The following is a 23221-nucleotide window of genomic DNA, read 5'->3' as shown; positions in this document are numbered from 1 at the left end:
TAGGACAGTTAACAAGCTAAATCAAAAAGGCGTAGACCCGTAAAAAAATACTTAGGGCCGTTAGTCCCGCCGTATTTTACTTCCGTATTTCGCAACCTGCTGGAAACGTTGACGTATAGATTGGCCGGAACATTGTCGCACGAGCTATATGACAAACAGATGTCGCCGCTATCCACTACACAGACTACTCACTGAGCAGACCAACTGAAACTAATGATTCGTGCAGTTTATCCCGCGTTACTGGCTTAGTGAGAAAATAATTCATCCCACAGTTAAATACGCGCTGCCGATGCTCAGCCTCAACATGAGCAGTAAGAGCGATTATCGGTATAGGCGTTAACGCCTTGTTGCGTTCAACCTCACGGATTTTCATAGCCGCACCATAACCATCTAATTCCGGCATTTCGCAATCCATTAAAATCACATCATACAAGGTTTTTGTGGTCATGAAGTACTCGACCGCTTCTTTTCCATTTTCCGCAAACTGCGGTGTGATGTTCAGCTTCCCCAGCAAACCTTCAATCACCATCCGGTTTACAACATTATCCTCAGCAACCAATACATTTAACTTCTGGTTAGGCGCCAAAGCACGACTTTCCATGGAGATTAGCGCGTTAAGGCTTACTCCGGTTGCCTCAGCTAGAAGTGTAGATTTTAGGGTGAAGGATGTCAGCGGCCTTGGAATAACGGTATTCACAGGCATTATTTGTTCAATGGTGAAGCTAGTGGTGCGTTCATGGGTCAGCATAAGAATTGGCGTATCCTCATAGACCTCGAGTTTACGTACCTCCCGCGCCAGCACAAAGCCATCAAAATCCGGTAGGGTTTGATCTATAAAAATAAAATCGTAGGCTTTCGCTGCACCAAGTGCACGCATACGCTCAAGCGCAAGCTCACCACGATTCAAGTAATGTGCCGTAAGATTGGAAGCTAGACACTGCGCCTCAAAAGCTAGATTGAGTATTGGTGAATTGTGAATAGATAAGATTCGCTTACCCGACAAGGCCAAGCTAGAGCTTGGCGGAGTATGGTTACTATCGGCATCAGGGTATTGAAATCGGGCACTAAACCAAAACGTCGAGCCCGAACCTGAGCGGCTATCGACACCAATCTCTCCGCCCATCAGATGCGCTAGCTGTTTACATATTGAAAGCCCCAACCCAGTGCCGCCAAACTTTCGCGTCGTACTGGAATCGGCCTGACGGAAAGCATCAAACAGGTAACCCTGCGCTTCTTCGGAAATACCAATACCACTATCAAGCACCTCAAATCGCAATACCGGAACTTCGGTCGAATGGGTAGGTGCCAACATCACCTTAAGGTAAACAAAGCCTTCCGATGTAAATTTAAATGCGTTGCCGATGAGATTCACGCAAACTTGACGAATTCGCGTTGGATCGCCAGTCAGTACCGTCGGCACATCGGGCTCTATGTTCGCGACTAGCTCAATTCTGCGTTTATGGGTGGCTGCACTAAATAACTGCAAACAATCATTTACCAATTGATTGAGGTCGAACTCAACCAGTTCCAACTCCATCTTACCGGCTTCTATTTTCGAGTAGTCTAAAATGTCGTTGATAATATTGAGTAGTGACTCCCCCGAACGACTAATGACATCCAAATAATGCCGCTGTGTGTCATCTAGTGAAGTATCTCGCAACATTTCAACCATACCAATAACACCATTCATTGGCGTTCTAATTTCATGGCTCATGGTGGCTATAAATTGACTCTTGGCACGGCTAGCGTTTTCCATTCGCTCAATTATTTTGCGGTTCTGGAGCTTATCGTCCTTTTCTTGTAACAGGGCTCGCTCAATATCGCCTCGCTGTTCACGATCCGTCACCAAGCTATCGCGTAGATATTCGAGAGCATCAACAACGTTATCCAGATAATCATCTACTGCTATCGACTTACTGCGTAATGGGCTTACTGTGGATGCTAAATTATCGAACGAAAGATCTCGAGCTTGCCGAGCAATTTCTTTCAGTCGGATATAAGGGCTGTATGCACACCAAGCCACCGCAAGTAACACGAGCGACACCAAGGCTACGTCTAGCGCTAGACTAAAAAAGATAAAATAAGAAATGTCGAGCTCAACCAACTCTCGGTAGAGTAGGCTTCGCAACGCAATGCTAACCGAAACTAATAGCACAGCAATAGCGACTACCCGAATAGCCAAACGGCGGGGCAAGGACAAATGCTGATAAAATTTACAGAGATATGTCATATCTTAACTAAAGCTACATCGATAGCCTTGAGTTTAGACTGAATTCAGGAAATTGCGCTGCCCCAGAGCTGGCACCGAATACAACCAGAATTTAATAAGCACTCAGCGTGAGGGCTTGTGGTTTATCAATTAACAAGGATACCGTGAACAGCGTGATGCCATTGCTCCCGCCAGCCCTCGGTGGGCATTCGCTTGAACTCGCTGCGTACATACTGGGCCATTTTGCCATCGACTATCGCCAGCAAAAGACTCACTGTCGCAGCAATACTCATACCGAAGTGCAAATTTTCTTTTAATTCCGCTTGACGAAACATTTGTTTTAATTCTGCTTCTAACCGGTTAAAGAGTTGCACCACTCTCTGTCGTAAACGGCTAGTTTCTCCAGCCAATGCATCACCCGTGAGAATTCGAGTTATACCTGGGTTACGCTCAGCGAAAGCTAGCAGCAACTGCATAATTTTTTCGCAGCGCTCGAGCGCGGGTATCTCTTCGTTTGCAATGATCGATATGCGCGTAAAAAGTGTCTCTTCGATAAATTCGATAAGACCTTCGTACATTTTCGATTTACTGGGGAAGTGACGATAAAGCGCTGCCTCAGATACACCGACAGCTTTCGCAAGTGCTGCAGTCGTAATTCTCTCGCCAGGGCTAACTTCTAACATGTGCGCTAGCGCTTCAAGAATTTGCTGCCGCCGTGAATTTTTATTATTAGTACTCATGCAATAACATTTTCTTGCGAAGCGCTATTGCGCCCAAAGTAAGGGCGCAGCCAAAAAAGGAAGCCACATAAAGATACCGCTAGAGTACTTTATGTGACAAAGTTTCTCTATCCTAGCCCTTAGCTCGCAAAGCATCAACAACTTCTTGTGGCTTTTAAACAGATTGGTTCGTAATTAGTGTTCCCACGCCGGCATCTGTAAAAATTTCCAACAGTACAGCGTGCGCTACACGCCCATCGACAATATGAGCGCTTGAAACACCGCACTTTACAGCATCCAATGCACAGCGAATTTTCGGCAGCATACCACCGTAAATAGTCCCATCAGCAATCAGTTCATCGACACGCTTAGTCGTTAGGCCGGTTAGCACATTACCCTGTTTATCCTGCAAACCGGAGACGTTAGTCAACAGCATTAATTTCTCAGCTTGCAATACTTCCGCTATTTTTCCAGCCACCAAGTCTGCATTAATATTATAAGACGAACCATCGTCACCCACTCCTATCGGAGCAATAACGGGAATGAAATTTCCATTTACCAAAACGTCAATTACATCACGATTAATCGACTTCACTTCGCCCACATGACCTATGTCGATAATTTCAGATGCTTTTATTCCTGCTTCAATTTCCGCACTCGGGGTTCTACTTAAATGCATTTTTCTTGCATGAATTAGATTCCCGTCTTTCCCCGTCACCCCAATTGCTTGACCGCCAGCACTATTTATTAAACTCACAATTTGTTTGTTTACGCTTGCACCCAGCACCATTTCAACAACATCCATAGTCGCGCTATCGGTTACTCGCATTCCTTCAACAAATGTTGACTCAATATTTAATTTCTTTAACAGTTCACCAATTTGCGGGCCACCACCATGCACTACGATAGGGTTCATACCCACGAGTTTCATTAGCACTATGTCTCGAGCGAAACTTTTTTCAAGTGCTTTATCTGTCATCGCATTCCCGCCGTATTTAATCACAACGGTTTTACCGGTAAATTTTTGAATATAGGGGAGGGCTTCAGTAAGTACTTCGGCCACTTTGGTGGCCTCACTTAGTGCGGTACTAATATCTTTCGAGAGCATATAGAAATTAAGTCCAATTAACGTGAATAGAGCTATCAATTTTGCGCAGCTCGCGTACGAATAGCGCTTTTAATTTATGTAGATTTTCGTCAGTATCTGCTTCAAAGCGCATAGTTAAATGAGCCGAGGTGTTTGATGCGCGCACCAAACCCCAGCCAAAACTAAAGTCTGCTCGCAAGCCATCTAGGGTTGTTATTTTACCGTCACCAAAGTCTCCCTCATCTAACAGCTTCGCTATAAAACCAAATTTTTTATCTTCGGGCACGTCAATTCGAATTTCTGGTGTAGATGGCGACTCAGGGAACTCGGCAAACAATGCATCGAGATCCTCGCCATGCAAGCTAAGCATTTCAATTAATCGAGCGGCAGCGTAGAGGCCGTCATCAAAACCATACCAACGGTCTTTAATAAAAATATGGCCTGAATATTCGCCTCCCACTAAAGCGCCGGTCTCGATCATTTTGTTTTTCATTGGCCCGTGTCCGGTTTTCCACATAATCGGACGGCCGCCAACCTCAGTAATACAGTCAATTAGATGCCTTGTACACTTCACATCGAATACCACATCGGAACCGGGATTCCGCGAAACGATATCGCGTGCAAACAACATCAACAAGCGATCCGGCCAAATGATTTTCCCTTGAGGCGTTACCACCACTAGTCGATCACCATCACCGTCGAGCGCGACACCGAGGTCTGCCTTAACTTCTTTTACCTTGGCGATTAGTGCCTGTAAGTTAGCCTCGATTGTTGGATCCGGCGAATGGTTTGGGAAATTGCCATCCAGCTCACAAAAAAGTGGCGTTACCTGACAGCCCAACTCCTCGAACAATCTTGGCGCAACAATACCGGGGACAGCATTCCCAGCATCGACAACTATTGATATATCGCCAGCCAATGCTACGTCTGAGAATATGGTGTCGATATAATCGGGAATTATGTCGTAGCGATGTTCCTCACCGGAGCCCTGATAAATATTGTTGCTGAGGATTCGCGCGCGCACCGCTTTCACGCCTTGTTCGCTTGCGGAACGGCCCTGCATGACCATTTTAAAACCATTATCAGCGCCAGGATTGTGACTAGCCGTCACCATCACACCACTCGAGGTTTGACTTAACGTTTCCGTTGCAAAATACATCAGGGGTGTCGGTACAGTGCCAATATTAAGAACGTTACATCCAGTACTAAGAATGCCGCGAATTAGATATTCAGCTAATTCTGGGCTGCTATTCCGTGCGTCACGCGCGACGATCAAGGTATCTTCACCTACATCCATAGCTTCACTGCCCAGCGCTTGCCCCACCTGCTGAGCAAGGGAGTTACTTACCTCAGTGCCAGCCAAGCCGCGGATATCGTAAGCTCTAAAAATACTTTCTGGAATATTGTGAACCGCTGCGGGTGCTGACTTATGCTCCGACCTATCGTCCGACCTAACTTTATCCGAATCACCAGACTCTAAACCCAACAATGCCTCATCTTTCTTTTCAATCTCAAGATCTAGCATGTCGGTTTTTTGGAACATAGGATTGGTAAGCCGCACCCCATCCTTATCGCTCTGGCCATTGACCATCGCTTGCAAGGTTGCCGATACACTATTGCGCTGCACCTTGACGTAACGCCGGCCTAACCAACCACCGCCAACTAGGGAAAGCACCAACAATACTGTGGCGCAGATAAAAAATGGGATGATAATAAGCAGTACATTGATATGGGTTTGATCACTTAGCCGCAACGACGGTGTAAACTCAACCACCCACTGAGGGTGACTCGTCGGCGCTACCGCAACATCACCGATAGCGCCACCTCCAGCAACAACGAAGGTTCGCGGCGGAACATTCGGAAGCCGCTGAATCAATTTTATTTCGCCCATACCGGCATTGTTTTGCAGCATTACTGATTGCAAGCTTTCGCCCACTAGGGTCAAAACTAAGGTACCGAATATAGTATTAGTGTCAGCGGCTTTTACTGGAACCACACTGGTAATCAACCATGTTTTACTGATTAATGCCGCCTCCGGCAATGTCGCCTGCCCCTGCTCCGCTTTTTTTATAAGGTCGACTTCAGAGAACCGAATCGGCGGGTAGATTGTTTCGTCGAGCTGAACCTTGCCCTTGGGGATAAAGCGCACCGCTATAACGCCATCGAGCTCTTTTTTAATAACCTCAGCTTGCTTTGTTAACGCCGCTTGATCATTGAGCCGCATAGCATTGACCACGGAAGGCCTATCGCTATAACGAGATAGCAGTGTTTCAATTTCACTCAAGTACACGCTGATACTTTTTGCCGTGAGCTCTGCACGCTGCTGAGTGAGAAGCCGTAACTGATCGGTTTTTTCAGCAACAATTAACGCCTGGTAAATAAGATGGCCAACCGTCACAATCACAGCCGTGGCAATCGCCAACATCAGTAGTTTACTGACGACGATTGGCGAGAGGCTTACCTTGAAAGGAGACTTTTTCTCAACCTCCTGAGGCTTCCTTATTGCCCGATTCGGATCTGAAAATTTTTCAAACTTTTCTACCACTGAAAATTCCTTACTATTCATTGTGCATAGCTAACCGCTTTGCAAAGTAATACTGCGAAGCTATTACGCTAGTAACCTATAGGGGCATTTAGACGTCCATTCACCGTTCGACGCTGTTTAAAAACCAGCGGTGCCAGCGGCTTTAATTACTTACCCTCACTGATTTCGGCAAGTAGAATTGATCTTACTGGCCAAATCAATAATGAGAGCACGCGCTAACTTGGACTTAGATTGCATTTCAAACGACTGTGATGCGCCATCGCTATAGAGCAATACAGCTGCATTTTGGTCGCTATTAAAGCCACCCAGCTCGCTTGAAACATCATTCGCAACTATCGCATCCAGCCCTTTTCGCTCAAGCTTACTTTGTGCATACCCCAATAGATTTTCTGTCTCTGCGGCGAAGCCTACGGTGTAGGGCCTTACCGGCTGCGCAGCGACTTCAGCCACTATATCGGGATTTTCTATCAACGCTAAACTGAGAGTTTTTGTCGCGTCTTTCTTCAGTTTAGACTCAGAAACTGAGATCGGCCGATAATCTGCCACCGCGGCGGCGGCGATAAACAAATCGGTACCCGTCAATTCGGCCATTACCGCAGTACGCATATCTTCTGCACTTATTACCGCCAAAGTTCGCGCGGCTTGCGGCGCCACAAGCGCAACTGGGCCGCTCACCAACACTACTGTCGCACCAGCATCAACCGCGGCCTGCGCTATCGCGTAACCCATTTTCCCAGAGCTCTGATTGGTCAAGTAACGCACAGGATCGATCGCCTCGCGCGTCGGCCCAGCCGTAATCAAAACCTTTTTGCCGGCGAGCACACCAACCTCAAACAATCCTGCAAGCGCTAGACGCAAGTCGAGCACGTCCAGCATTCGCCCCATACCGATATCACCGCACGCTTGTTGACCGGCATCTGGCCCAAAAATATGGACCCCACGCTCGCGCAGCTTAGCGACATTCTGTTGGGTAGCCACATTACCCCACATCGCTTGATTCATTGCTGGCGCTACGGCAAGCGGTGCAATACTAGCCAAACATAGGGTGGTCAAAAGGTCATGAGCCTGACCCATAGCCAGCTGCGACAAAAAATTTGCGGTCGCAGGAGCCACTAAAATCACATCGGCCCAACGTGCCAACTCTATATGCCCCATTCCAGCTTCGGCATCAGTATCGAGTAGCGAGGTGTGCACAGGCTTTGCCGATACCGCCTGCATGGTAAGCGGGGTAATAAACTCTTGCGCCGCAGCCGTCATCACCACGCGAACTTCCGCTCCCACATCTATTAAACGCCGTACCAGCTCCGCGGCTTTGTAGGCCGCTATACCACCGGTCACACCTAAAAGCACACGCTTGCTGACCAAGCTCTGTAGATTAGAAGTACTGGAATTCATCTAGTGATCTCTGCAGGCCTCATATCAGGCGATTAAATCATGCTAAGCGGGGGGAGCGACGATATAAATAGGTGCTACTAATATCGTTGATGTAACTTGTAATATCGTTGGTGTAACCTGCCGAGATTCTGCATAGGCCTTAACAACCGCGAATAGGTCGCGATATGAGCGGAAGAAACCTAGACTGATCGAAAAATTGGCATTTCGTCATAAGGCCGATAAGATACCACTTTCTAAAGTATGAATGAATGCCGAACAGCTGGTTCCGGCGTTAACTGCTTAGCATGGATAGCATATGGCTCGCTAAAGTAACGACTAGAAGTTCGAGCGAACGCCAGGATAAACGACACAAGGAGTGTGCACTATGGCAATCAAGGACTGGCCTGCGGACGAGCGTCCGCGAGAAAAACTACTCAATAAAGGCGCTGGCGCCCTATCCGATGCAGAGCTGCTCGCCATTTTTCTGCGCACAGGCTGCGCCGGTAAGTCTGCGGTACAACTCGCACGCGAGCTTCTCAGCCAATTTCAGGGTTTACGCTCACTTCTCGGCGCTTCGCGCACGGAGTTTTGTCGCGCTCACGGCCTCGGTGATGCAAAATTTAGCCAGCTGCAAGCCGTTCTAGAAATGTCGCGACGCCATCTCGCAGAAACCCTAAACCGCGAACATAGCTTCAACAGCAGCCAAGCCGTAAAAAACTACCTCAGCGCTCAACTGCGAGATCGCCACGCCGAGGTGTTTGCCGTGCTTATGCTCGACTCTCAGCACCGCCTCATTAGTTACGAAGAGCTATTTCACGGGACTATCGATGGCGCCGCAGTCTACCCTCGAGAGGTGGTTAAAAAAGCCCTCAGCCACAATGCCGCAGCGGTTATTTTTGCTCATAACCATCCGTCAGGCGTTGCCGAACCAAGCGATGCCGATCGCAGCATCACCCAGCGCCTGAAAGACGCGCTGCAGCTAGTAGACATCCGCACTCTTGATCACATGGTCGTCGGCGACGGTGAGGTGGTTTCCTTTGCTGATCGCGGCTGGATATAGCGCACCTCTCGCTGCATTTCAGTTACGTTTTTCTCGCACTGCGGTTGGGACCCGCGAGAAGCGCGTAACCCATATCACAGAAAACGCCTATACTTGCCCCTAGCCAAAACAACAACGAAGGCAGAACCCATTCCGGCCCGCAACAAAATGGCTCTACAAACAACGACAACGAGAGACTTTATTATGCTTCAGCTCTTACAACGCTTAATTCTTATCCTGCACCGGTTCCGTGCAACGGCTTTACCAATCAAAAAAATAGCGGTTGCAGCCCTTGCCCTAATGTTATGGGCGCCCTCGTCGAGCTTCGCCAGCGATGCTGTAAAACCCGCGAAAGGCGAGTGGTGGAATCAACCTTACCCTGAGCGCTTCGCACCAGCCAGCCTCTCAAACAAGATGGACTTCATCTCAGTGAAAGGTAACAAACTTGTCGACGAGTCGGGCAATACTGTCATTTTGCGTGGTGTTAACATCTCCGACCCCGACAAACTTACCAAGAACGGCAAATGGAGCAAAAAGCATTTTGAGGCGGTAAAGTCTTTTGGGGCTAACGTCATTCGCGTTCCCGTTCACCCAGCCGCATGGCAGAGTCGCGGGCCGACGGGCTATTTCAGACTTTTGGATCAAGCCGTGCAGTGGGCTAACGAGCTAGAGATTTACCTCATAATCGACTGGCACTCGATCGGCAACCTTCACTCAGAGCTCTACCAACACCCCATGTACAACACGACCAAGGCTGAAACCATGGAGTTTTGGCGCAAGGTGGCCTTCCGGTACAAAGGGATTTCGACAGTCGCCGTCTACGAACTATTTAATGAGCCAACTCTGTACAACGGCCAGCTTGGCGAAATGAGTTGGGACCAGTGGCGCGAGATCAACGAAGAGATTATCACCATTATCTACGCCCACGACACCAAGGTAGTTCCACTCGTTGCAGGCTTCAACTGGGCGTACAATCTTAACGAAGTACGGGAAAAGCCCTTTCGTAAGCCCGGCATCGCCTACGCCGCTCACCCCTACCCAACCAAGACTTGGGCAGAGGCCGACAAAAAGCACATCGACTGGGAGCGTGACTGGGGCTTTGTTGCCGACACCTACCCTATGATCACTACCGAGATCGGCTGGATGAACGCCGACCTGCCCGGCGCTCACGAGCCCGTAAAAGATGACGGCAGTTACGGCCCCGCAATATTGAACTACCTCAATAGGAAAGGCGCCTCATGGACCGTCTGGTGTTTCGACCCTGACTGGCCACCGCAAATGATCTCTGACTGGAACTACACACCGACCCAGCAGGGCGAGTTTTTTCGCGATGCCATGCAGAAGCTAAACAAATAGGCTAAGTCGCTCTGCATTAGATCCAAATTGCCAGCAGATCGACTACAGAACAGCCCCACCTAAAATCAACTTAAGGTGGGGCATTGATCGCGACCCAATAATATTGGCCGAAATACTGCGGCAACCTGTTACCCCGCAAAGAACACCACCGCTACCCCAACCAACCCCCTAGTTTGAAGATTAATCCTACTAAAATACGCCTCTGAGTTGATATTATTTAATCAGTCTGGTATAAATCGCGTCCCTTTCGACCCACCCTGCGCCCGAAGCGCAAAATTTGGTCGATACCAAGAGTCGAAGAATCGAATTTTACTCGAATTAACATAGCTACCTGCCTTGAGGCTGTAGCTTCATACTGAATGTAAAGAGGCACGACCATGTCCAAGGTTTGTCAGGTAACCGGAAAGCGCCCGGTAACCGGAAACAACGTATCTCACGCAAAAAACCACACCAAGCGTCGTTTTTTGCCTAACCTGCATAGCCACCGTTTCTGGGTAGAATCAGAGAAGCGTTTTGTGAAACTACGTGTTTCCGCTAAAGGCATGCGTATCATTGACAAAACTGGTATCGAGTCTGTTTTGACCGATATCCGCTCTCGCGGCGAAAAAGTTTAATTCGCGGCCGAATAGAGGAGAATACTCATGCGTGACAAAATTCGTTTGAATTCAAGTGCCGGTACAGGTCACTTTTATACTACTGATAAAAACAAGCGTACTATGCCAGGAAAAATGGAGATCAAAAAATTTGATCCCGTTGTTCGCAAGCACGTAATGTACAAAGAAGGCAAAATTAAGTAAGTCTAGGCCTACTTAATATCGCTTCAAAAGAACCCGGCCTTCGCCGGGTTTTTGCGTATCTGGGCAGCTATTACCCGCACACTACATATGGACAACAGCAACGATCAGTCCAAGCCCATGCCACTGCTATGTACTAGCGCAGGATCCGCCAACACGAAACTACCTAGAGCAGAGCCGAATGCCAGAACTACCAGAAGTTGAAACCACCAAACGCGGCATAGAACCTCACATTTTGGGCAAGACTATTCGCTCAGTGGTGGTGCACAACGCCAGTTTGCGCTGGCCGATACCCGAGGATTTGGCAAGCCTCGCCAGCGGCCAAAAAATCACCTCCATTAGCCGTCGTGGCAAATATATTTTGATGGGACTGGCTAGCGGCGACTGGCTAATTTGGCACCTCGGCATGTCTGGAAGTATGCGCATTACCGACCCCAAGGAAGCGATAAAAGCGCACGACCATGTCGAACTGATATTTAATAATCGATTGGCGCTTCGCTTCTACGACCCTCGCCGCTTTGGTTCCTTATTACACAGTCGAGCGCCCTACCAACACAAGCTTTTGGCGAACCTAGGCCCCGAACCGCTCGAAGCGCACTTCAATGCAGACTACCTCTACAAAAGATCTCGCAAACGCAGCGCAGCAATTAAAACCTTCATTATGGACAGCAAGGTCGTTGTCGGCGTAGGTAATATTTACGCGAATGAAGCGCTTTTTAACAGCCACATACACCCGCTAAAAGCCGCAGGAAAGCTTTCTAAAGCAAAGTACGAGGTATTTGTAGGGGAAATAAAACAGGTGTTAGCACGAGCGATAGAACAGGGCGGAACCACCCTAAAAGATTTCGTTGGCAGCGACGGCCAACCGGGATATTTTGTACAGCAACTTAATGTTTACGGTCGCGGCGGGCAACCCTGCGTTCGCTGCAACAAACCACTAACCGAGAAACGACTGGGACAGCGCACAACCGTGTACTGCACCCAGTGTCAAAAATAACCTCAAGTAAAAGTCCAACCAAAAAACTAGGCGGAAACTTAAAAATCGAGGCTTAAATACCTCCTGCAGCCAAGCGCTCGTCGCGACGTGGCATTAGGCGTGGCACTTGCGATGCAACCTCAACAAACACCTCACTGGTATAGGCCGAGACAACCTCACCTTTGGTGCTGACCCAGCGCGCTTTGTAGCCGTAAACACCATTTTCACGGACTAACTCTGACAACGCCGTACATTTAGGCCCCGCCATAATACGCTGGTAGCTACCGCCGTCTTTGTTGCGATATACCTCTATTCTGCGACCTTGGCGCTCCGCCTGAAATGCCGCTTCACCGCCGTCAATACGTAACACATAGCTACCATCCCGAGAATGAGCAGGCACCTTCAATACCAAGCTTTCACTGGCGGCCATAACGGCGCCAGCGAAAACCGATTGCACCAAAATTACGCACGCAAGCAATAACCTACGCACTCCACCTCTAGCGACAGCTCGCTTCAGCAGCTCAGCCGAGATAGCAGCCCTGTCTATATTAGTTAAGATCCCCATATTTCACTCTCTTTCCTAGCGTCCTGCACTAATAAACGTTGTATTTTTATAATCAATTTCGCTTTCAGCCCAGTAGACCGCTATAGACATTCGCAGTCTAATCCATAGCCGATCCAGCAATCGCTCAGCATCCATCCCCGATACGAGAGCAAAAGACATACCACTCACAGTTGTGGCAAACACGCCCTGCGCCTTATTTTAGATGCCCCTCACCTAAAATATCGCGTATATAAACCCCAAAACTTCACACCCACCATGCTGCAATAGGCGACAACAAGCGCCATTTTACACCATTAAAGGTAGTACGCTCTAACACCAGTCTGTACCCATTTGTAAATCTGCGAGTGACTCAACAATTATTGAGCCAGTGCGTCGCGCTGTAACTGATTAAGCTCCGCAATACCCTTTTTCGCTAAACCAAACATCTCGGCAAACTGCGCCTCTGTAAAAGGAGCCTTCTCTGCAGTGCCTTGAATCTCTATCATGCCGCCAGCTTCGGTCATAACGATGTTCATATCTGTATCCGCTGCCGAATCCTCTGGATAATCCAAATCCAATACCGCCTGCCCCTGGTAAATACCAACCGATACCGACGCGACCATATGTAGCAGCGGATCAGTCTTAATCATTTTATTCCGCTGTAAATGACGCAACGCATCAACCAAAGCCACACAGGCACCAGTAATCGACGCGGTACGAGTGCCGCCATCCGCTTGAATAACATCACAATCCAAAACGATGGTATTTTCACCTAGGAGCTCCATATCGACAGCTGCCCGTAGCGAGCGACCAATCAATCGCTGAATCTCTACCGTGCGGCCACCCTGCTTGCCCCGCGCCGCTTCACGATCCATGCGCGAACCGGTCGAACGCGGCAACATGCCATACTCAGCCGTAATCCAACCGCGACCAGAGCCCTTCATAAACCTTGGCACTCCCTCTTGCACACTGGCATTACAAATAACCTTGGTTTCACCAAAACTCACTAACACCGAGCCTTCGGCGTGACGAGTAAATTGGCGGACAATACTAATATCTCGCAATTGGTCAAGGGCGCGGCCACTCGGTCGATTCATACTAAATTCCTAGAGTTACAATGAGGTAAATTATTAGGGGCGGTATTATGCTACCTGCGAGCGCGTATTAATATCTCTGTGTTAACATGCGCGGCACAAAATAATAAATAACGCGCACGTTAAGGATTTAATTTTCTCCGTCAATTCCTAGAAAATTGACGAGATTCACTTGAGAAAACAGCATCCCCGCGTACACCGTTGCAACGAGGAAAATTTATGCCACGCAGCATGACCGGCTTCGCCCGCTTGGAAGCTCAACACCCTTGGGGCTCGCTCTCCTGTGAAATTCGCAGTGTAAATCACCGCTACCTAGAACCCACTTTACGTCTACCCGATACCCTACGCCGACTCGAACCACACTTGCGCGACCAACTTCGTAAGCAGCTGAGTCGCGGTAAGATTGAAGCGGGTATTCAGTTTAAAATTGATAACAGCGAAAATTCCGATCTTGAACTAAACCAGAAATTTGCGAGCCAAATTGCAGAACTTGCGCAACAGCTTCAAACCCAACTGAACAACCCCGCGCCACTGAACGCTTTAGATATTTTGCGCTGGCCTGGGGTGTTACAAGCCGCTGACGTAGACCCAGAACTGCTTGGCGAAGCCGCATTAAAGCTTTTTGGCGAGACGCTGAAAGTACTTATAGAAAATCGCCAACGCGAAGGCGACGAGTTGCAGCATTTTATTCAACAACGACTGGATAGCATTGCTGGCCACGTTGTAACCGTGCGTCAACTTATGCCCGAATTAATATCGCAATACCGCGACAAGCTGCGCGCTCGCGTGGAAACACTAAAGATAGAAGTGGACGAAGAAAGATTTAATCAAGAAGTGGTATACGTTTGTCAAAAATCGGATGTCGCCGAAGAGTTGGATCGCCTCGATGCACACCTCCAAGAAGTTAAGTTAGCACTCAAGCAAAAAGGCCCTATTGGCCGCAGATTAGATTTTTTGATGCAGGAATTGAATCGCGAAGCCAATACACTTTCGTCGAAATCCATGTCTGCAGAAACGACCCAGATTGCTGTAGATTTAAAAGTATTTATAGAGCAGATGCGGGAGCAGGTTCAGAATATCGAGTAATCGCCATCACTCAGCAGCCGGTCCAAAACCAACTTACTTTAACAACCTTTCGATTGCCGGCTGCATCGCTGCGGCCCACAAGGCGTAGCCCTCGGCGTTGGGATGCAAGTAATCCGGCATAAGATCCGCCCTAATCGTGCCATCTGCAGCTAGGAAAATATTCCCTATATCTAAATAGAAGATATTTTTCGCATCGTCCAAATCGGAAATCTTCTTGTTTATTTCAACATTTCTTAAGCGCATTTCGTTGTACGGAGAGTAAGCTCTTGGAAAAATTCCCAGTAAAAGTATTTTCGATTCAGGCAAGCGTTCACGTAACTCGGTGACGATGGCAGAAACACCAATTGCTGTATAGGCCGCAGGGTCCATTCTATGGCCAGTATTGTTAGTGCCTATCATCAATACGACGAGTTTAGGCGAAATTTCTGCTACAGCACCATGCTCTAGTCGCCACAACACATGCTCGGTACGATCGCCGCTAAAGCCCAAGTTAAATGCGTTTTTATCGGCGTAGTACTCCTGCCAAACATCGGCGCCATCGGTCTCCCAAAAATGGGTAATGGAATCGCCAAGCATTACAATATCGACATTGGCGCTAGCTGCTAGGGCTAACTTTTCGTTGTGCCGTGGCTCCCACCAGGATACCGCCCAACTATCGGTTTGCATTGCAGGCTTATCGACAAATAAGGTAGGAAGCGGCGTATTAAATGGCTTAGCGCTACTGGCGCAACCACTCAGCCAGACTACAACCAACAATATGGTTAGTTTCAATTGCACAGTACTCAACATAGTTATTTTATTCTCTTATGATTCACGTATATTTCGTTCACAGTCGCGATTACACCAATATTTAAAACTGGCACACCTCCCTAAGCCCAACTCCAACCAACATTAGGCGACCGAACTAAATCTTATCGTCGCCCTAAATTAATGTTTATTTATAGGTAGCCATAGTGTAAATGTGGAGCCAGCGCCGACTGTACTTTTCGCCGTAATCTCACCGCCGTGTAACATTACCAGTTCTTGTGCTAAGGCAAGCCCAAGCCCCGTACCAAGCTCGCCGACATTGGCGGAATTAACAAGCTGCTCGTAACGGCGAAATATTTTTAACAAGCCCTGCTCGTCCATACCTCTACCAGTATCTGACACTCGCAATTCCAAACCGGCTTTCCCCTGCCTTTCCGCCAGCACCCCATCAATCGTAATAGCGCCTTCGTCGGTAAATTTAATGCCATTCGACACAAGGTTAATCAATATTTGTAGCAACCGTGTTCTATCCGCCCGAATACTTTCAATGGGAATTACACCAATATTTAACGTTAAAGATTTTGCTTCAACTAGCGGGCTTGCCAGCTCGCGTAAGTCATCAAGTAACGGCACGAAATACACATCTTCAAAAATGAGTTCCATACGGCCAGCTTCAACTTTAGATAGGTCAAGAATCTCGTTTATCAGGGTAAGTAGGTGCTTGCCATTTCGCTCAATAATTTCTAAGGAACTGCGTAAGCGCTTATCCTTTTCTGCATCTGCCGTACGCAAAAGGCGTACGCTAAATCCAATAATCGAGTTAAGCGGCGTGCGCAATTCGTGCGACATACTCGCCAGAAAATCCGATTTAATCTTGCTGGCTTGCTCCGCCTTTATTACGGCAGCGTTTAGAGCCAATGTTTTGGACTCAACCTCCTTTTCAACAAATGCTGCCCGACTTAGGAGCAAGAGAAAAAACAAACCGAAAATGGTGACCAGTACAAAGCCGCACACCAATACGACCCATACGGCAAGCGTTTGGTTTTCATGTATAAATTCATCCGCCTGCGTATAGCTGACAATCCATTTTCGGCCTAAAAATTCAATTTCTTTAGATATACTAGCACCGCGCCCCTCAATACCACTTACGTAGAAATACTCACCCTCACGCGCAGCGGAATCGCGAAAGGTAATTGCGGCATAGCGACTAATATCAGCCGGAAGTGCCGCATCAAGAACGTCTTTCGCTCTATACACAGTAGAGACTAGGCTAGTTACTATTTTTCTAGCTCCACGCTCCCTAGCACCGCCCTCAGCTACAGACTTAACTACCGGTGACAACAATAAGATCGAACTCGAGCTACCCTGCTCTTGTACCAAAATTATCGGCTCAGTCACTAAAGAATTTTGGCTTTCGATCACCTTAGTGATGGCGGCTAGGCGCTTGCCGTCCGATCCTAAGTCGTAGCCAAGTGCAGCGGTATTGGTGGCATAGGGTTCAATATAGAAAACAGGGTAGTAGACCTCACGTTTAGCGGCAGAGATCAACCGCCCCTCAACGTCTCGCTCACTAAATCCGATGGAGTCATTCGCTACTCGATATAGCTGCTGCTCATAATTTTCTCGCTGACTTGCAGATACTATGGGAATCCAAGAAAGCGCCTGACTACCGGACGTATGCGCATACACCCCCATCGCATACTCAGCGAACTGCTCTCGCGTAGGTTTGCCGAATGTTGTAAAAACCGACACTAGGGTCTGGCTAGCGTGCTCCATATTTTCTAGCTGTTTCAACAGTGCAGAATGTACGCCTTCCACTTTTTCTCTAAACAACTGCTGTAACTTTAATTGTTGAGAGTCACGTGCCGCCACGAACAGCAGCATCACGATTAACACCAAGCCTAAATACACCGCAAAAAAGAGCGTTAATTTACGCTTTTCGCCCCAGTGAATACCCAAGTGAGGGGCAAGAATTATCGGCGCAAAAATGAGCACCCCAACCGAATCACCAATCCACCAGTTAAGCCAATTTAGCCCCGCAGCATTCGCAGGCATAACACCAGCGGCGATTAAACTGGCAACACCGATCGACGATGAGAGAATGCAAGCCAAAGGGCCGGCGAGCAGTCCGATTAACAACGCATCGTTGCCGTGCCGAATAACATCGGGAAAGTGGGTGAAGCGCAAGGTTAACCAGCGCGCCGCCAGCGTTTGCATGGCTGCACCAAACGCTATGCAAAAAGAAGGGACAAATACCGGGGATGGCTCTAGTAATGATGCGCCAGCGAAGGACAGATTAATCAGGAAAGATGCACAAAGCACACCCAACGCCACCCACTTGCCGCGCGCCAATACCATAAGGTACGCGAAGCCAGCAGCAGGCCAAATCGGGCTGGCGAAGCCCGGAGGAATAACAAGAAATCCAGCCGCCAAACCACACAGCCAGTACCCAACGCCAGCGATAAACACAGTCTTAAGAAAATTGGGCGGCAACAAAATAGATCCTGCTATAGCCGTAAAAGGTCTAGCTTAGTATTGCACAGGTTTTCACTTGCTGCGCTCCAGACACAACATATTCAAAGCCCTAATTCGATCGCGCTTGAGCGCTAAACTGCAATCGAAAACCTTTCATTCCTGTTTGTCTAGGCGACTCGCGCCCGCAAAGCCCCTATAATGGCTACCAACGTCACTCGTACTGCGTCATCTCCGTTAGGTGTCTATACTGAGTCGAACAACGTCAAACCCCTCAGCGAAACCAACATATAACAAGATCATGAGCTATCAAGGTACCCTTTACACTGTTTCCGCCCCTTCCGGCGCTGGTAAAACCAGCTTAGTTAACGCACTGGTTGCGTCAACATCCAGCATATGTGTCTCGGTGTCTCACACCACACGCTCAATGCGCCCCGGTGAAGTTGATGGTGTTAACTACCATTTCGTAAACCAAGAAACGTTTCAAAGCATGGCTAGGGGCGGTGAATTTTTGGAGCACGCACAAGTATTCGCCAACTATTACGGCACCTCACAGGCATGGGTTGAAGAGGCGTTAGCAGCAGGGAATGACGTTATTCTAGAAATCGATTGGCAGGGCGCGCAACAGGTGCGCAGACTAATGCCTAATGCGGTCGGGGTATTTATTTTACCGCCTTCTCGAAGCTGCTTATTGGAACGCCTTACTGGGCGCGGTCAAGACGATCAAACCATTATCGACGCGCGTATGGCCGAGGCAGTGAGCGAAATGTCCCACTTCCCCGAGGCGGATTTTCTCGTCATTAACGACGATTTCACACAAGCGCTGGCGGAATTTCAAGCAATTGTAGTTGCTCAAAGACTGCACTTAGCAAAGCAGCAACAGAAACATGAGCATTTACTGCAAAATCTATTGTCGTAATTGAGCAATTTGCGTACACTTCCCGCCCTTTTCAGATCAAAATCAAGTAACCTTACAGGTAACGGAAACGAACATGGCAAGAATTACTGTTGAAGATTGTTTAGATCACGTAGATAACCGTTTTGAACTCGTTATGGTTGGCAGCAAACGCGCTCGTCAGCTCGCTGTTGGTGGTAAAGAGCCAATGGTAGCGGAAGAAAACGACAAACCGACGGTAATCGCACTACGCGAAATTGAAGAAGGCTTTATCGACGCCAGTATTCTGGAAGAAGTGGACGAGCCAATCGTTCGCCCAGTGGCTGTAGCCCACGATGAGAACGCTGACCAAGCAGCTGAATAACATTATGAGAGGGGTGTCTTGTTAACTATTGATTCATTAAGTCACAGGCTCTCCTCTTATCTTGAGCCACCTCAGGTTAACCGCGTTAAGCGCGCCTACTACTACGCCGAGCAAGCTCACACAGGCCAATTTCGGCGCAGCGGTGAACCCTATATCACCCACCCCCTCGCAGTAGCCAATATTCTCGCCTCCATTCACATGGACCATCAAAGCTTGATGGCCGCCATGTTGCATGATGTCATCGAAGATACCGGTATCGGCAAACAAGCTATCGTTGAACAGTTTGGGCAACCGGTAGCTGATATTGTTGATGGGGTGAGTAAGCTCGCCAAAATTGAATTCGAATCCCAAGCAGAAAAGCAGGCTAAAAACTTCCAGAAAATGGCGCTGGCCATGGCGCAAGACCTCCGTGTTATCGTGGTCAAGATGTCCGATCGATTACATAACATGCGCACCCTCGGTGCTCTGCCGCCAGAAAAAAAACGTCGCATTGCAAAAGAAACCCTCGAGATCTATGCCCCCATCGCCCACCGCCTGGGAATGAATGACTGGCGTATAGAATTTGAAGATCGCGGTTTCGCGGCCATGCACCCGCTTCGCGCAACTCGGCTACATGCCTCGCTGCAAAACATTCGCGGTAATCGCAAAGCGGTAGTAGAAAAAATTCAGTCCACCATCGAAACTCGCCTGCAACGCGACGATATTCAGGGCTTGGTTATTGGCCGTGAAAAGCACCTGTTCAGCATCTACAACAAGATGCGCAACAAGCACAAAAGCTTTAAAGAAATTATGGATGTGTATGCGTTCCGCATTATTGTGGAAGACATAGATACCTGTTACCGCACACTTGGCTCGGTGCACAATTTATACAAGCCCAAGCCTGGCGAGTTCAAAGATTACATCGCCATTCCAAAAGAGAACGGCTACCAATCATTGCACACGGTTGTGATCGGCGCTCAAGGCGTTCCCATTGAAGTGCAGATTCGCACTAAAGAAATGGACGAATTAGCCAGCAGCGGTGTTGCTGCACATTGGCTATATAAATCTGCAAACGACGACGAGAGTTCCCACGGCAGCTACGATAGAGCTAACCGCTGGATCAAACGTTTGCTCGAGATCCAACAGCACACCAACAGCTCGGTGGAGTTTGTCGAAAGCGTTAAGGTCGACCTGTTTCGCGACGAGGTTTACGTATTCACACCGAAAGGCGCAATTATCGAATTGCCTGCCGGCTCTACCCCTGTCGATTTCGCCTACGGTGTACACACCCAAGTGGGTAACACTTGTGTTGCCTGCCGTATAAATGATCGCCCCGCGCCCTTGTCGCAAGTATTGGAAAGCGGTCAGAAAGTTAAAATAATCACCTCAGAAAAGTCCCAACCCAACCCCAACTGGTTGAACTTTGTGGTTACCGCTAAGGCCCGCGCTGCAATTCGTCACTACTTAAAAAATCAGCGCCACATGGAGTCGGTTGAACTTGGCAAACGTATGTTGTCGCGTGCGTTCACTCAGTACAATATGAAGCTCAGCGAGTTGACGCAGCCGCAAATCCAGCAGCTGCAAGACCAAACGCTTATTCAATCTCTGGAAGAACTCTATGAGAAAATTGGCCTCGGTCAACTGACCGCACTCACGATTGCACAGATGCTCAGCCCCGATGGTGAAATTCGCAGTTTAACAGGCTCGCCAATCGCTATCGATTCCGCTGATAGCTTACTCATTCAATTCGCTCGCTGCTGTCGACCGATTCCGGGTGATCCGATTATCGGCCACCTAAGCACAGACAAGGGCATTGTTGTGCACCGCGACGCTTGTCGTAACCTCAATGATTTACGCAATAAAAAAGAGAATCTTTCCGATATCAGCTGGGCCGCGAATGTGCAGGGTGAGTTCCTCAGTCAGATTAGAGTTGAGGTGCAAGCGGAGCGAGGTATTATCGCATCGCTAGCGACTCGCATCGCACAGACCGGCACTAGTATCGAAGGTATTCAAGTAGAAGAGCGCGATGCCGAGCACAGTGTTATTACGCTAACTATTGCCGTCACCAGCCGCGTACACCTTGCCAATGTAATGCGCTCGGTACGCACCATGCGCTCTGTTACCAGCGTAACGCGCGCAAAACAATAATATTTATTATATTCCCAACAATTTAATCACGAGACTTAGTTATGCCCAACCGAGCTATTATTCATTCTGACAACGCGCCAAAAGCAATAGGCACATACTCCCAAGCCGTAAAGGTGAGCAATACAGTTTACCTTTCGGGCCAGATTCCGTTGGTTCCAGAAACTATGGAAATGATTGAAGGCGATTTTGCTGCGCAGGCCGAACAAGTTTTTAAAAATCTTAGTGCAGTCTGTGCCGCGGCGAATGGCAACTTACAAAACATTGTTAAATTGAATATTTTCTTAACCGATTTGAGTTATTTCCCCGTTGTTAACGAAGTGATGGCGAAATATTTTAAAGAGCCCTACCCAGCCCGTGCCGCGATTGGCGTAAATGAATTACCGAAAGGCGCATTAGTAGAAGCCGACGGTATAATGGTTGTTTAAATCAGGTCTGTGCAGGCGCCAGTAGACTGCCTTTACATATTAGAAAATAGAAAAGCCCGTCGACTTAAGTTGGAATCGACGGGCTTTTTTTCAGTATTGTTTTGCTGTTATTTATGACTGAGTTTTAACCCCACTTACGCATCGGTTTTCTTACAAGCCATTGATAGCACCCAATAGCCCCCGATCGCCGATACAAATGAACCTGCCAAAATACCGAGGCGCTCATCAAATATGTATGTCATATGCGATTCACTAAATGCCAACGAACCAATAAATAGGCTCATGGTAAAGCCGACACCGCACAACAAGCTTACGCCGTAAAGCATTGAGAGCGTCATTGCTTTCGGTAACTTCGCAATCCCCAACTTAATTGCCACCCAGGAGAATAGGAATACCCCTATCTGTTTACCAACGAACAAGCCTGTCGCTATACCGAGCGGAACGCCATGTAACATTCCCGCCACGCTCAAGCCCAGTAGATTCACACCAGCGTTTGCGAAAGCAAAGATCGGCAGCACCAAAAATGCGACCGGCGCATGTAAAGAGTGCTCTAAAAATTTTAACGGCGATGACGGTCGCTTAAACTCATGAGTGCTCTTTTTATTTGTCTTGGGTATCGTAATCGGAATAAACATTGCCAAAAGCGCGCCCGCAAGTGTGGCGTGGACACTCGATTTCAATAACGCTACCCACATAATTAAGCCGATTACCGCATAAGCTCGCAAACTTGTTACACCTAAATAATTAAATGAGAACAACACGAAAATACACACGGCAGCAACGCCTAGCGCGATAAAGGAGATATCGTGAGTATAGAACAACGCGATAATAATGATCGCACCTATATCATCAAATATAGCTACCGACGTTAAAAATATTTTAACTGCGAGCGGCACCCTTGGCCCAAGTAAGCTCAAGATACCTAAAGCGAAGGCGATGTCGGTTGCGGCCGGAATCGCCCACCCTTGAATGGTTACCGGATCATTTGCATTGATAGCAGCATAAATTAAAGCGGGTATTAGCATACCGCCCAATGCTGCCACCGCGGGCAATACTATATTTTTGACATTGGACAGCTCGCCTTCTAGAAACTCGCGTTTTAACTCCAAGCCCACCAACAGAAAAAAGATGGCCATCAAACCATCGTTCACCCATAAAAGTACGGGCTTTCGAATTGCGAAGTCGCCAATTGCGACGGCAATCGGCGTATCTAACAGAAGATTATAAATTCCATTTAGCGGGCTATTGGCTAACAGCAAAGCCAAAACGGCCGCGAGCAGTAACATGATGCCACCAGCAGCATCGTGAGAGAAGAAACGCTGCAATCGTTCAGCAAGAGTCATAAGCTTTTCCAAGTTAGATAATTAA

Annotated in this window: 20 protein-coding genes; 10 read left to right on the top strand and 10 right to left on the bottom strand. The window is 48.2% G+C overall.

The window, feature by feature from the left end:
• Nucleotides 1-184 precede the first annotated feature (184 nt).
• The 5 genes from IDZ20_RS15055 to coaBC all read right to left on the bottom strand — a co-directional run bounded on the left by IDZ20_RS15055 (nucleotide 185) and on the right by coaBC (nucleotide 7955).
• Nucleotides 185-2230, bottom strand: coding sequence for a response regulator (locus IDZ20_RS15055; RefSeq protein WP_188152271.1), 2046 nt, complete (start codon nucleotides 2228-2230; stop codon nucleotides 185-187).
• A gap of 125 nt (nucleotides 2231-2355) precedes the next feature.
• Nucleotides 2356-2949: a nucleoid occlusion factor SlmA gene (gene slmA, locus IDZ20_RS15050; RefSeq protein ID WP_188152270.1), complete on the bottom strand. Its 594-nt coding sequence runs from the start codon at nucleotides 2947-2949 to the stop codon at nucleotides 2356-2358.
• 154 nt (nucleotides 2950-3103) lie between these two features.
• The gene (gene argB / locus IDZ20_RS15045; protein ID WP_188152269.1) at nucleotides 3104-4036 is read right to left on the bottom strand and encodes an acetylglutamate kinase; all 933 of its coding nucleotides are present in this window, start codon (nucleotides 4034-4036) and stop codon (nucleotides 3104-3106) included.
• 7 nt (nucleotides 4037-4043) lie between these two features.
• Complete coding sequence (locus IDZ20_RS15040; protein WP_223144984.1) at nucleotides 4044-6581, bottom strand: phosphomannomutase/phosphoglucomutase; 2538 nt, start codon at nucleotides 6579-6581, stop codon at nucleotides 4044-4046.
• Nucleotides 6582-6716: 135 nt separating this feature from the next.
• Entirely contained in the window at nucleotides 6717-7955 is a 1239-nt protein-coding gene (gene coaBC, locus IDZ20_RS15035) for a bifunctional phosphopantothenoylcysteine decarboxylase/phosphopantothenate--cysteine ligase CoaBC (RefSeq protein WP_188152268.1), read from the bottom strand.
• Between the two features lie 364 nt (nucleotides 7956-8319).
• Here coaBC and radC point away from each other — a divergent pair, with 364 nt between their 5' ends.
• The 5 genes from radC (at nucleotide 8320) to mutM (ending at nucleotide 12120) form a co-directional block, all read left to right on the top strand.
• Nucleotides 8320-8994: a RadC family protein gene (gene radC, locus IDZ20_RS15030; RefSeq protein ID WP_188152267.1), complete on the top strand. Its 675-nt coding sequence runs from the start codon at nucleotides 8320-8322 to the stop codon at nucleotides 8992-8994.
• A 183-nt stretch (nucleotides 8995-9177) separates the two neighbouring features.
• Nucleotides 9178-10329 (top strand): glycoside hydrolase family 5 protein, encoded by a 1152-nt coding sequence (locus IDZ20_RS15025; RefSeq protein WP_188152266.1) that lies wholly within the window; start codon nucleotides 9178-9180, stop codon nucleotides 10327-10329.
• A 377-nt stretch (nucleotides 10330-10706) separates the two neighbouring features.
• Nucleotides 10707-10943, top strand: coding sequence for a 50S ribosomal protein L28 (gene rpmB / locus IDZ20_RS15020; protein ID WP_188152265.1), 237 nt, complete (start codon nucleotides 10707-10709; stop codon nucleotides 10941-10943).
• Nucleotides 10944-10970: 27 nt separating this feature from the next.
• The gene (gene rpmG, locus IDZ20_RS15015) at nucleotides 10971-11126 is read left to right on the top strand and encodes a 50S ribosomal protein L33 (protein WP_188152264.1); all 156 of its coding nucleotides are present in this window, start codon (nucleotides 10971-10973) and stop codon (nucleotides 11124-11126) included.
• A 178-nt stretch (nucleotides 11127-11304) separates the two neighbouring features.
• Complete coding sequence (gene mutM / locus IDZ20_RS15010; RefSeq protein WP_188152263.1) at nucleotides 11305-12120, top strand: bifunctional DNA-formamidopyrimidine glycosylase/DNA-(apurinic or apyrimidinic site) lyase; 816 nt, start codon at nucleotides 11305-11307, stop codon at nucleotides 12118-12120.
• A gap of 52 nt (nucleotides 12121-12172) precedes the next feature.
• Here the strand turns inward: mutM and IDZ20_RS15005 are convergent, their stop codons facing one another.
• On the bottom strand, nucleotides 12173-12529 hold the full coding sequence (locus IDZ20_RS15005) for a hypothetical protein (RefSeq protein ID WP_188152262.1): 357 nt from the start codon (nucleotides 12527-12529) through the stop codon (nucleotides 12173-12175).
• 491 nt (nucleotides 12530-13020) lie between these two features.
• The gene (rph, locus tag IDZ20_RS15000; RefSeq protein WP_188152261.1) at nucleotides 13021-13740 is read right to left on the bottom strand and encodes a ribonuclease PH; all 720 of its coding nucleotides are present in this window, start codon (nucleotides 13738-13740) and stop codon (nucleotides 13021-13023) included.
• A 216-nt stretch (nucleotides 13741-13956) separates the two neighbouring features.
• On the opposite strand from rph, the gene IDZ20_RS14995 reads away from it, so the two are divergent.
• Nucleotides 13957-14823, top strand: a complete 867-nt coding sequence (locus IDZ20_RS14995) for a YicC/YloC family endoribonuclease (RefSeq protein ID WP_188152260.1) — start codon at nucleotides 13957-13959, stop codon at nucleotides 14821-14823.
• A gap of 33 nt (nucleotides 14824-14856) precedes the next feature.
• Here the strand turns inward: IDZ20_RS14995 and IDZ20_RS14990 are convergent, their stop codons facing one another.
• Together IDZ20_RS14990 and IDZ20_RS14985 are read right to left on the bottom strand one after the other, a co-directional pair.
• Nucleotides 14857-15612, bottom strand: a complete 756-nt coding sequence (locus tag IDZ20_RS14990) for a platelet-activating factor acetylhydrolase IB subunit (RefSeq protein ID WP_223144983.1) — start codon at nucleotides 15610-15612, stop codon at nucleotides 14857-14859.
• Between the two features lie 138 nt (nucleotides 15613-15750).
• Entirely contained in the window at nucleotides 15751-18063 is a 2313-nt protein-coding gene (locus IDZ20_RS14985; RefSeq protein ID WP_188152259.1) for a CHASE domain-containing protein, read from the bottom strand.
• 280 nt (nucleotides 18064-18343) lie between these two features.
• Here IDZ20_RS14985 and gmk point away from each other — a divergent pair, with 280 nt between their 5' ends.
• From gmk to IDZ20_RS14965, 4 genes are all read left to right on the top strand, one after another.
• A complete protein-coding gene (gene gmk, locus IDZ20_RS14980) occupies nucleotides 18344-18961 on the top strand; it encodes a guanylate kinase (protein ID WP_188152258.1) in 618 nt (205 codons plus the stop codon).
• 73 nt (nucleotides 18962-19034) lie between these two features.
• Complete coding sequence (gene rpoZ / locus IDZ20_RS14975) at nucleotides 19035-19301, top strand: DNA-directed RNA polymerase subunit omega (RefSeq protein ID WP_188152257.1); 267 nt, start codon at nucleotides 19035-19037, stop codon at nucleotides 19299-19301.
• A gap of 18 nt (nucleotides 19302-19319) precedes the next feature.
• Nucleotides 19320-21428 carry a RelA/SpoT family protein gene (locus IDZ20_RS14970; RefSeq protein ID WP_188152256.1) on the top strand — a complete coding sequence of 703 codons (2109 nt, stop codon included), beginning with the start codon at nucleotides 19320-19322 and terminating at the stop codon, nucleotides 21426-21428.
• A gap of 41 nt (nucleotides 21429-21469) precedes the next feature.
• Entirely contained in the window at nucleotides 21470-21853 is a 384-nt protein-coding gene (locus IDZ20_RS14965) for a RidA family protein (protein WP_188152255.1), read from the top strand.
• 134 nt (nucleotides 21854-21987) lie between these two features.
• Here the strand turns inward: IDZ20_RS14965 and nhaA are convergent, their stop codons facing one another.
• Nucleotides 21988-23196: a Na+/H+ antiporter NhaA gene (gene nhaA, locus IDZ20_RS14960; protein WP_188152254.1), complete on the bottom strand. Its 1209-nt coding sequence runs from the start codon at nucleotides 23194-23196 to the stop codon at nucleotides 21988-21990.
• Nucleotides 23197-23221 lie beyond the last annotated feature (25 nt).

Origin of the sequence: Teredinibacter waterburyi (assembly GCF_001922985.1) — a bacterium.
Taxonomy (GTDB): Bacteria; Pseudomonadota; Gammaproteobacteria; order Pseudomonadales; family Cellvibrionaceae; genus Teredinibacter; species Teredinibacter waterburyi.
The sequence above is the reverse complement of the archived record's forward strand: the minus strand, read 5'-3'. Positions and strand labels throughout refer to the sequence as shown.

Excerpts from the sequence above, each read along its gene's own strand:
- IDZ20_RS15055 (WP_188152271.1), bottom strand. The coding sequence starts at position 2,230 with ATGACATATCTCTGTAAATTTTATCAGCATTTGTCCTTGCCCCGCCGT.
- slmA (WP_188152270.1), bottom strand. The coding sequence starts at position 2,949 with ATGAGTACTAATAATAAAAATTCACGGCGGCAGCAAATTCTTGAAGCG.
- argB (WP_188152269.1), bottom strand. The coding sequence starts at position 4,036 with ATGCTCTCGAAAGATATTAGTACCGCACTAAGTGAGGCCACCAAAGTG.
- IDZ20_RS15040 (WP_223144984.1), bottom strand. The coding sequence starts at position 6,581 with ATGAATAGTAAGGAATTTTCAGTGGTAGAAAAGTTTGAAAAATTTTCA.
- coaBC (WP_188152268.1), bottom strand. The coding sequence starts at position 7,955 with ATGAATTCCAGTACTTCTAATCTACAGAGCTTGGTCAGCAAGCGTGTG.
- radC (WP_188152267.1), top strand. The coding sequence starts at position 8,320 with ATGGCAATCAAGGACTGGCCTGCGGACGAGCGTCCGCGAGAAAAACTA.
- IDZ20_RS15025 (WP_188152266.1), top strand. The coding sequence starts at position 9,178 with ATGCTTCAGCTCTTACAACGCTTAATTCTTATCCTGCACCGGTTCCGT.
- rpmB (WP_188152265.1), top strand. The coding sequence starts at position 10,707 with ATGTCCAAGGTTTGTCAGGTAACCGGAAAGCGCCCGGTAACCGGAAAC.
- rpmG (WP_188152264.1), top strand. The coding sequence starts at position 10,971 with ATGCGTGACAAAATTCGTTTGAATTCAAGTGCCGGTACAGGTCACTTT.
- mutM (WP_188152263.1), top strand. The coding sequence starts at position 11,305 with ATGCCAGAACTACCAGAAGTTGAAACCACCAAACGCGGCATAGAACCT.
- IDZ20_RS15005 (WP_188152262.1), bottom strand. The coding sequence starts at position 12,529 with ATGGCCGCCAGTGAAAGCTTGGTATTGAAGGTGCCTGCTCATTCTCGG.
- rph (WP_188152261.1), bottom strand. The coding sequence starts at position 13,740 with ATGAATCGACCGAGTGGCCGCGCCCTTGACCAATTGCGAGATATTAGT.
- IDZ20_RS14995 (WP_188152260.1), top strand. The coding sequence starts at position 13,957 with ATGCCACGCAGCATGACCGGCTTCGCCCGCTTGGAAGCTCAACACCCT.
- IDZ20_RS14990 (WP_223144983.1), bottom strand. The coding sequence starts at position 15,612 with ATGTTGAGTACTGTGCAATTGAAACTAACCATATTGTTGGTTGTAGTC.
- gmk (WP_188152258.1), top strand. The coding sequence starts at position 18,344 with ATGAGCTATCAAGGTACCCTTTACACTGTTTCCGCCCCTTCCGGCGCT.
- rpoZ (WP_188152257.1), top strand. The coding sequence starts at position 19,035 with ATGGCAAGAATTACTGTTGAAGATTGTTTAGATCACGTAGATAACCGT.
- IDZ20_RS14965 (WP_188152255.1), top strand. The coding sequence starts at position 21,470 with ATGCCCAACCGAGCTATTATTCATTCTGACAACGCGCCAAAAGCAATA.
- nhaA (WP_188152254.1), bottom strand. The coding sequence starts at position 23,196 with ATGACTCTTGCTGAACGATTGCAGCGTTTCTTCTCTCACGATGCTGCT.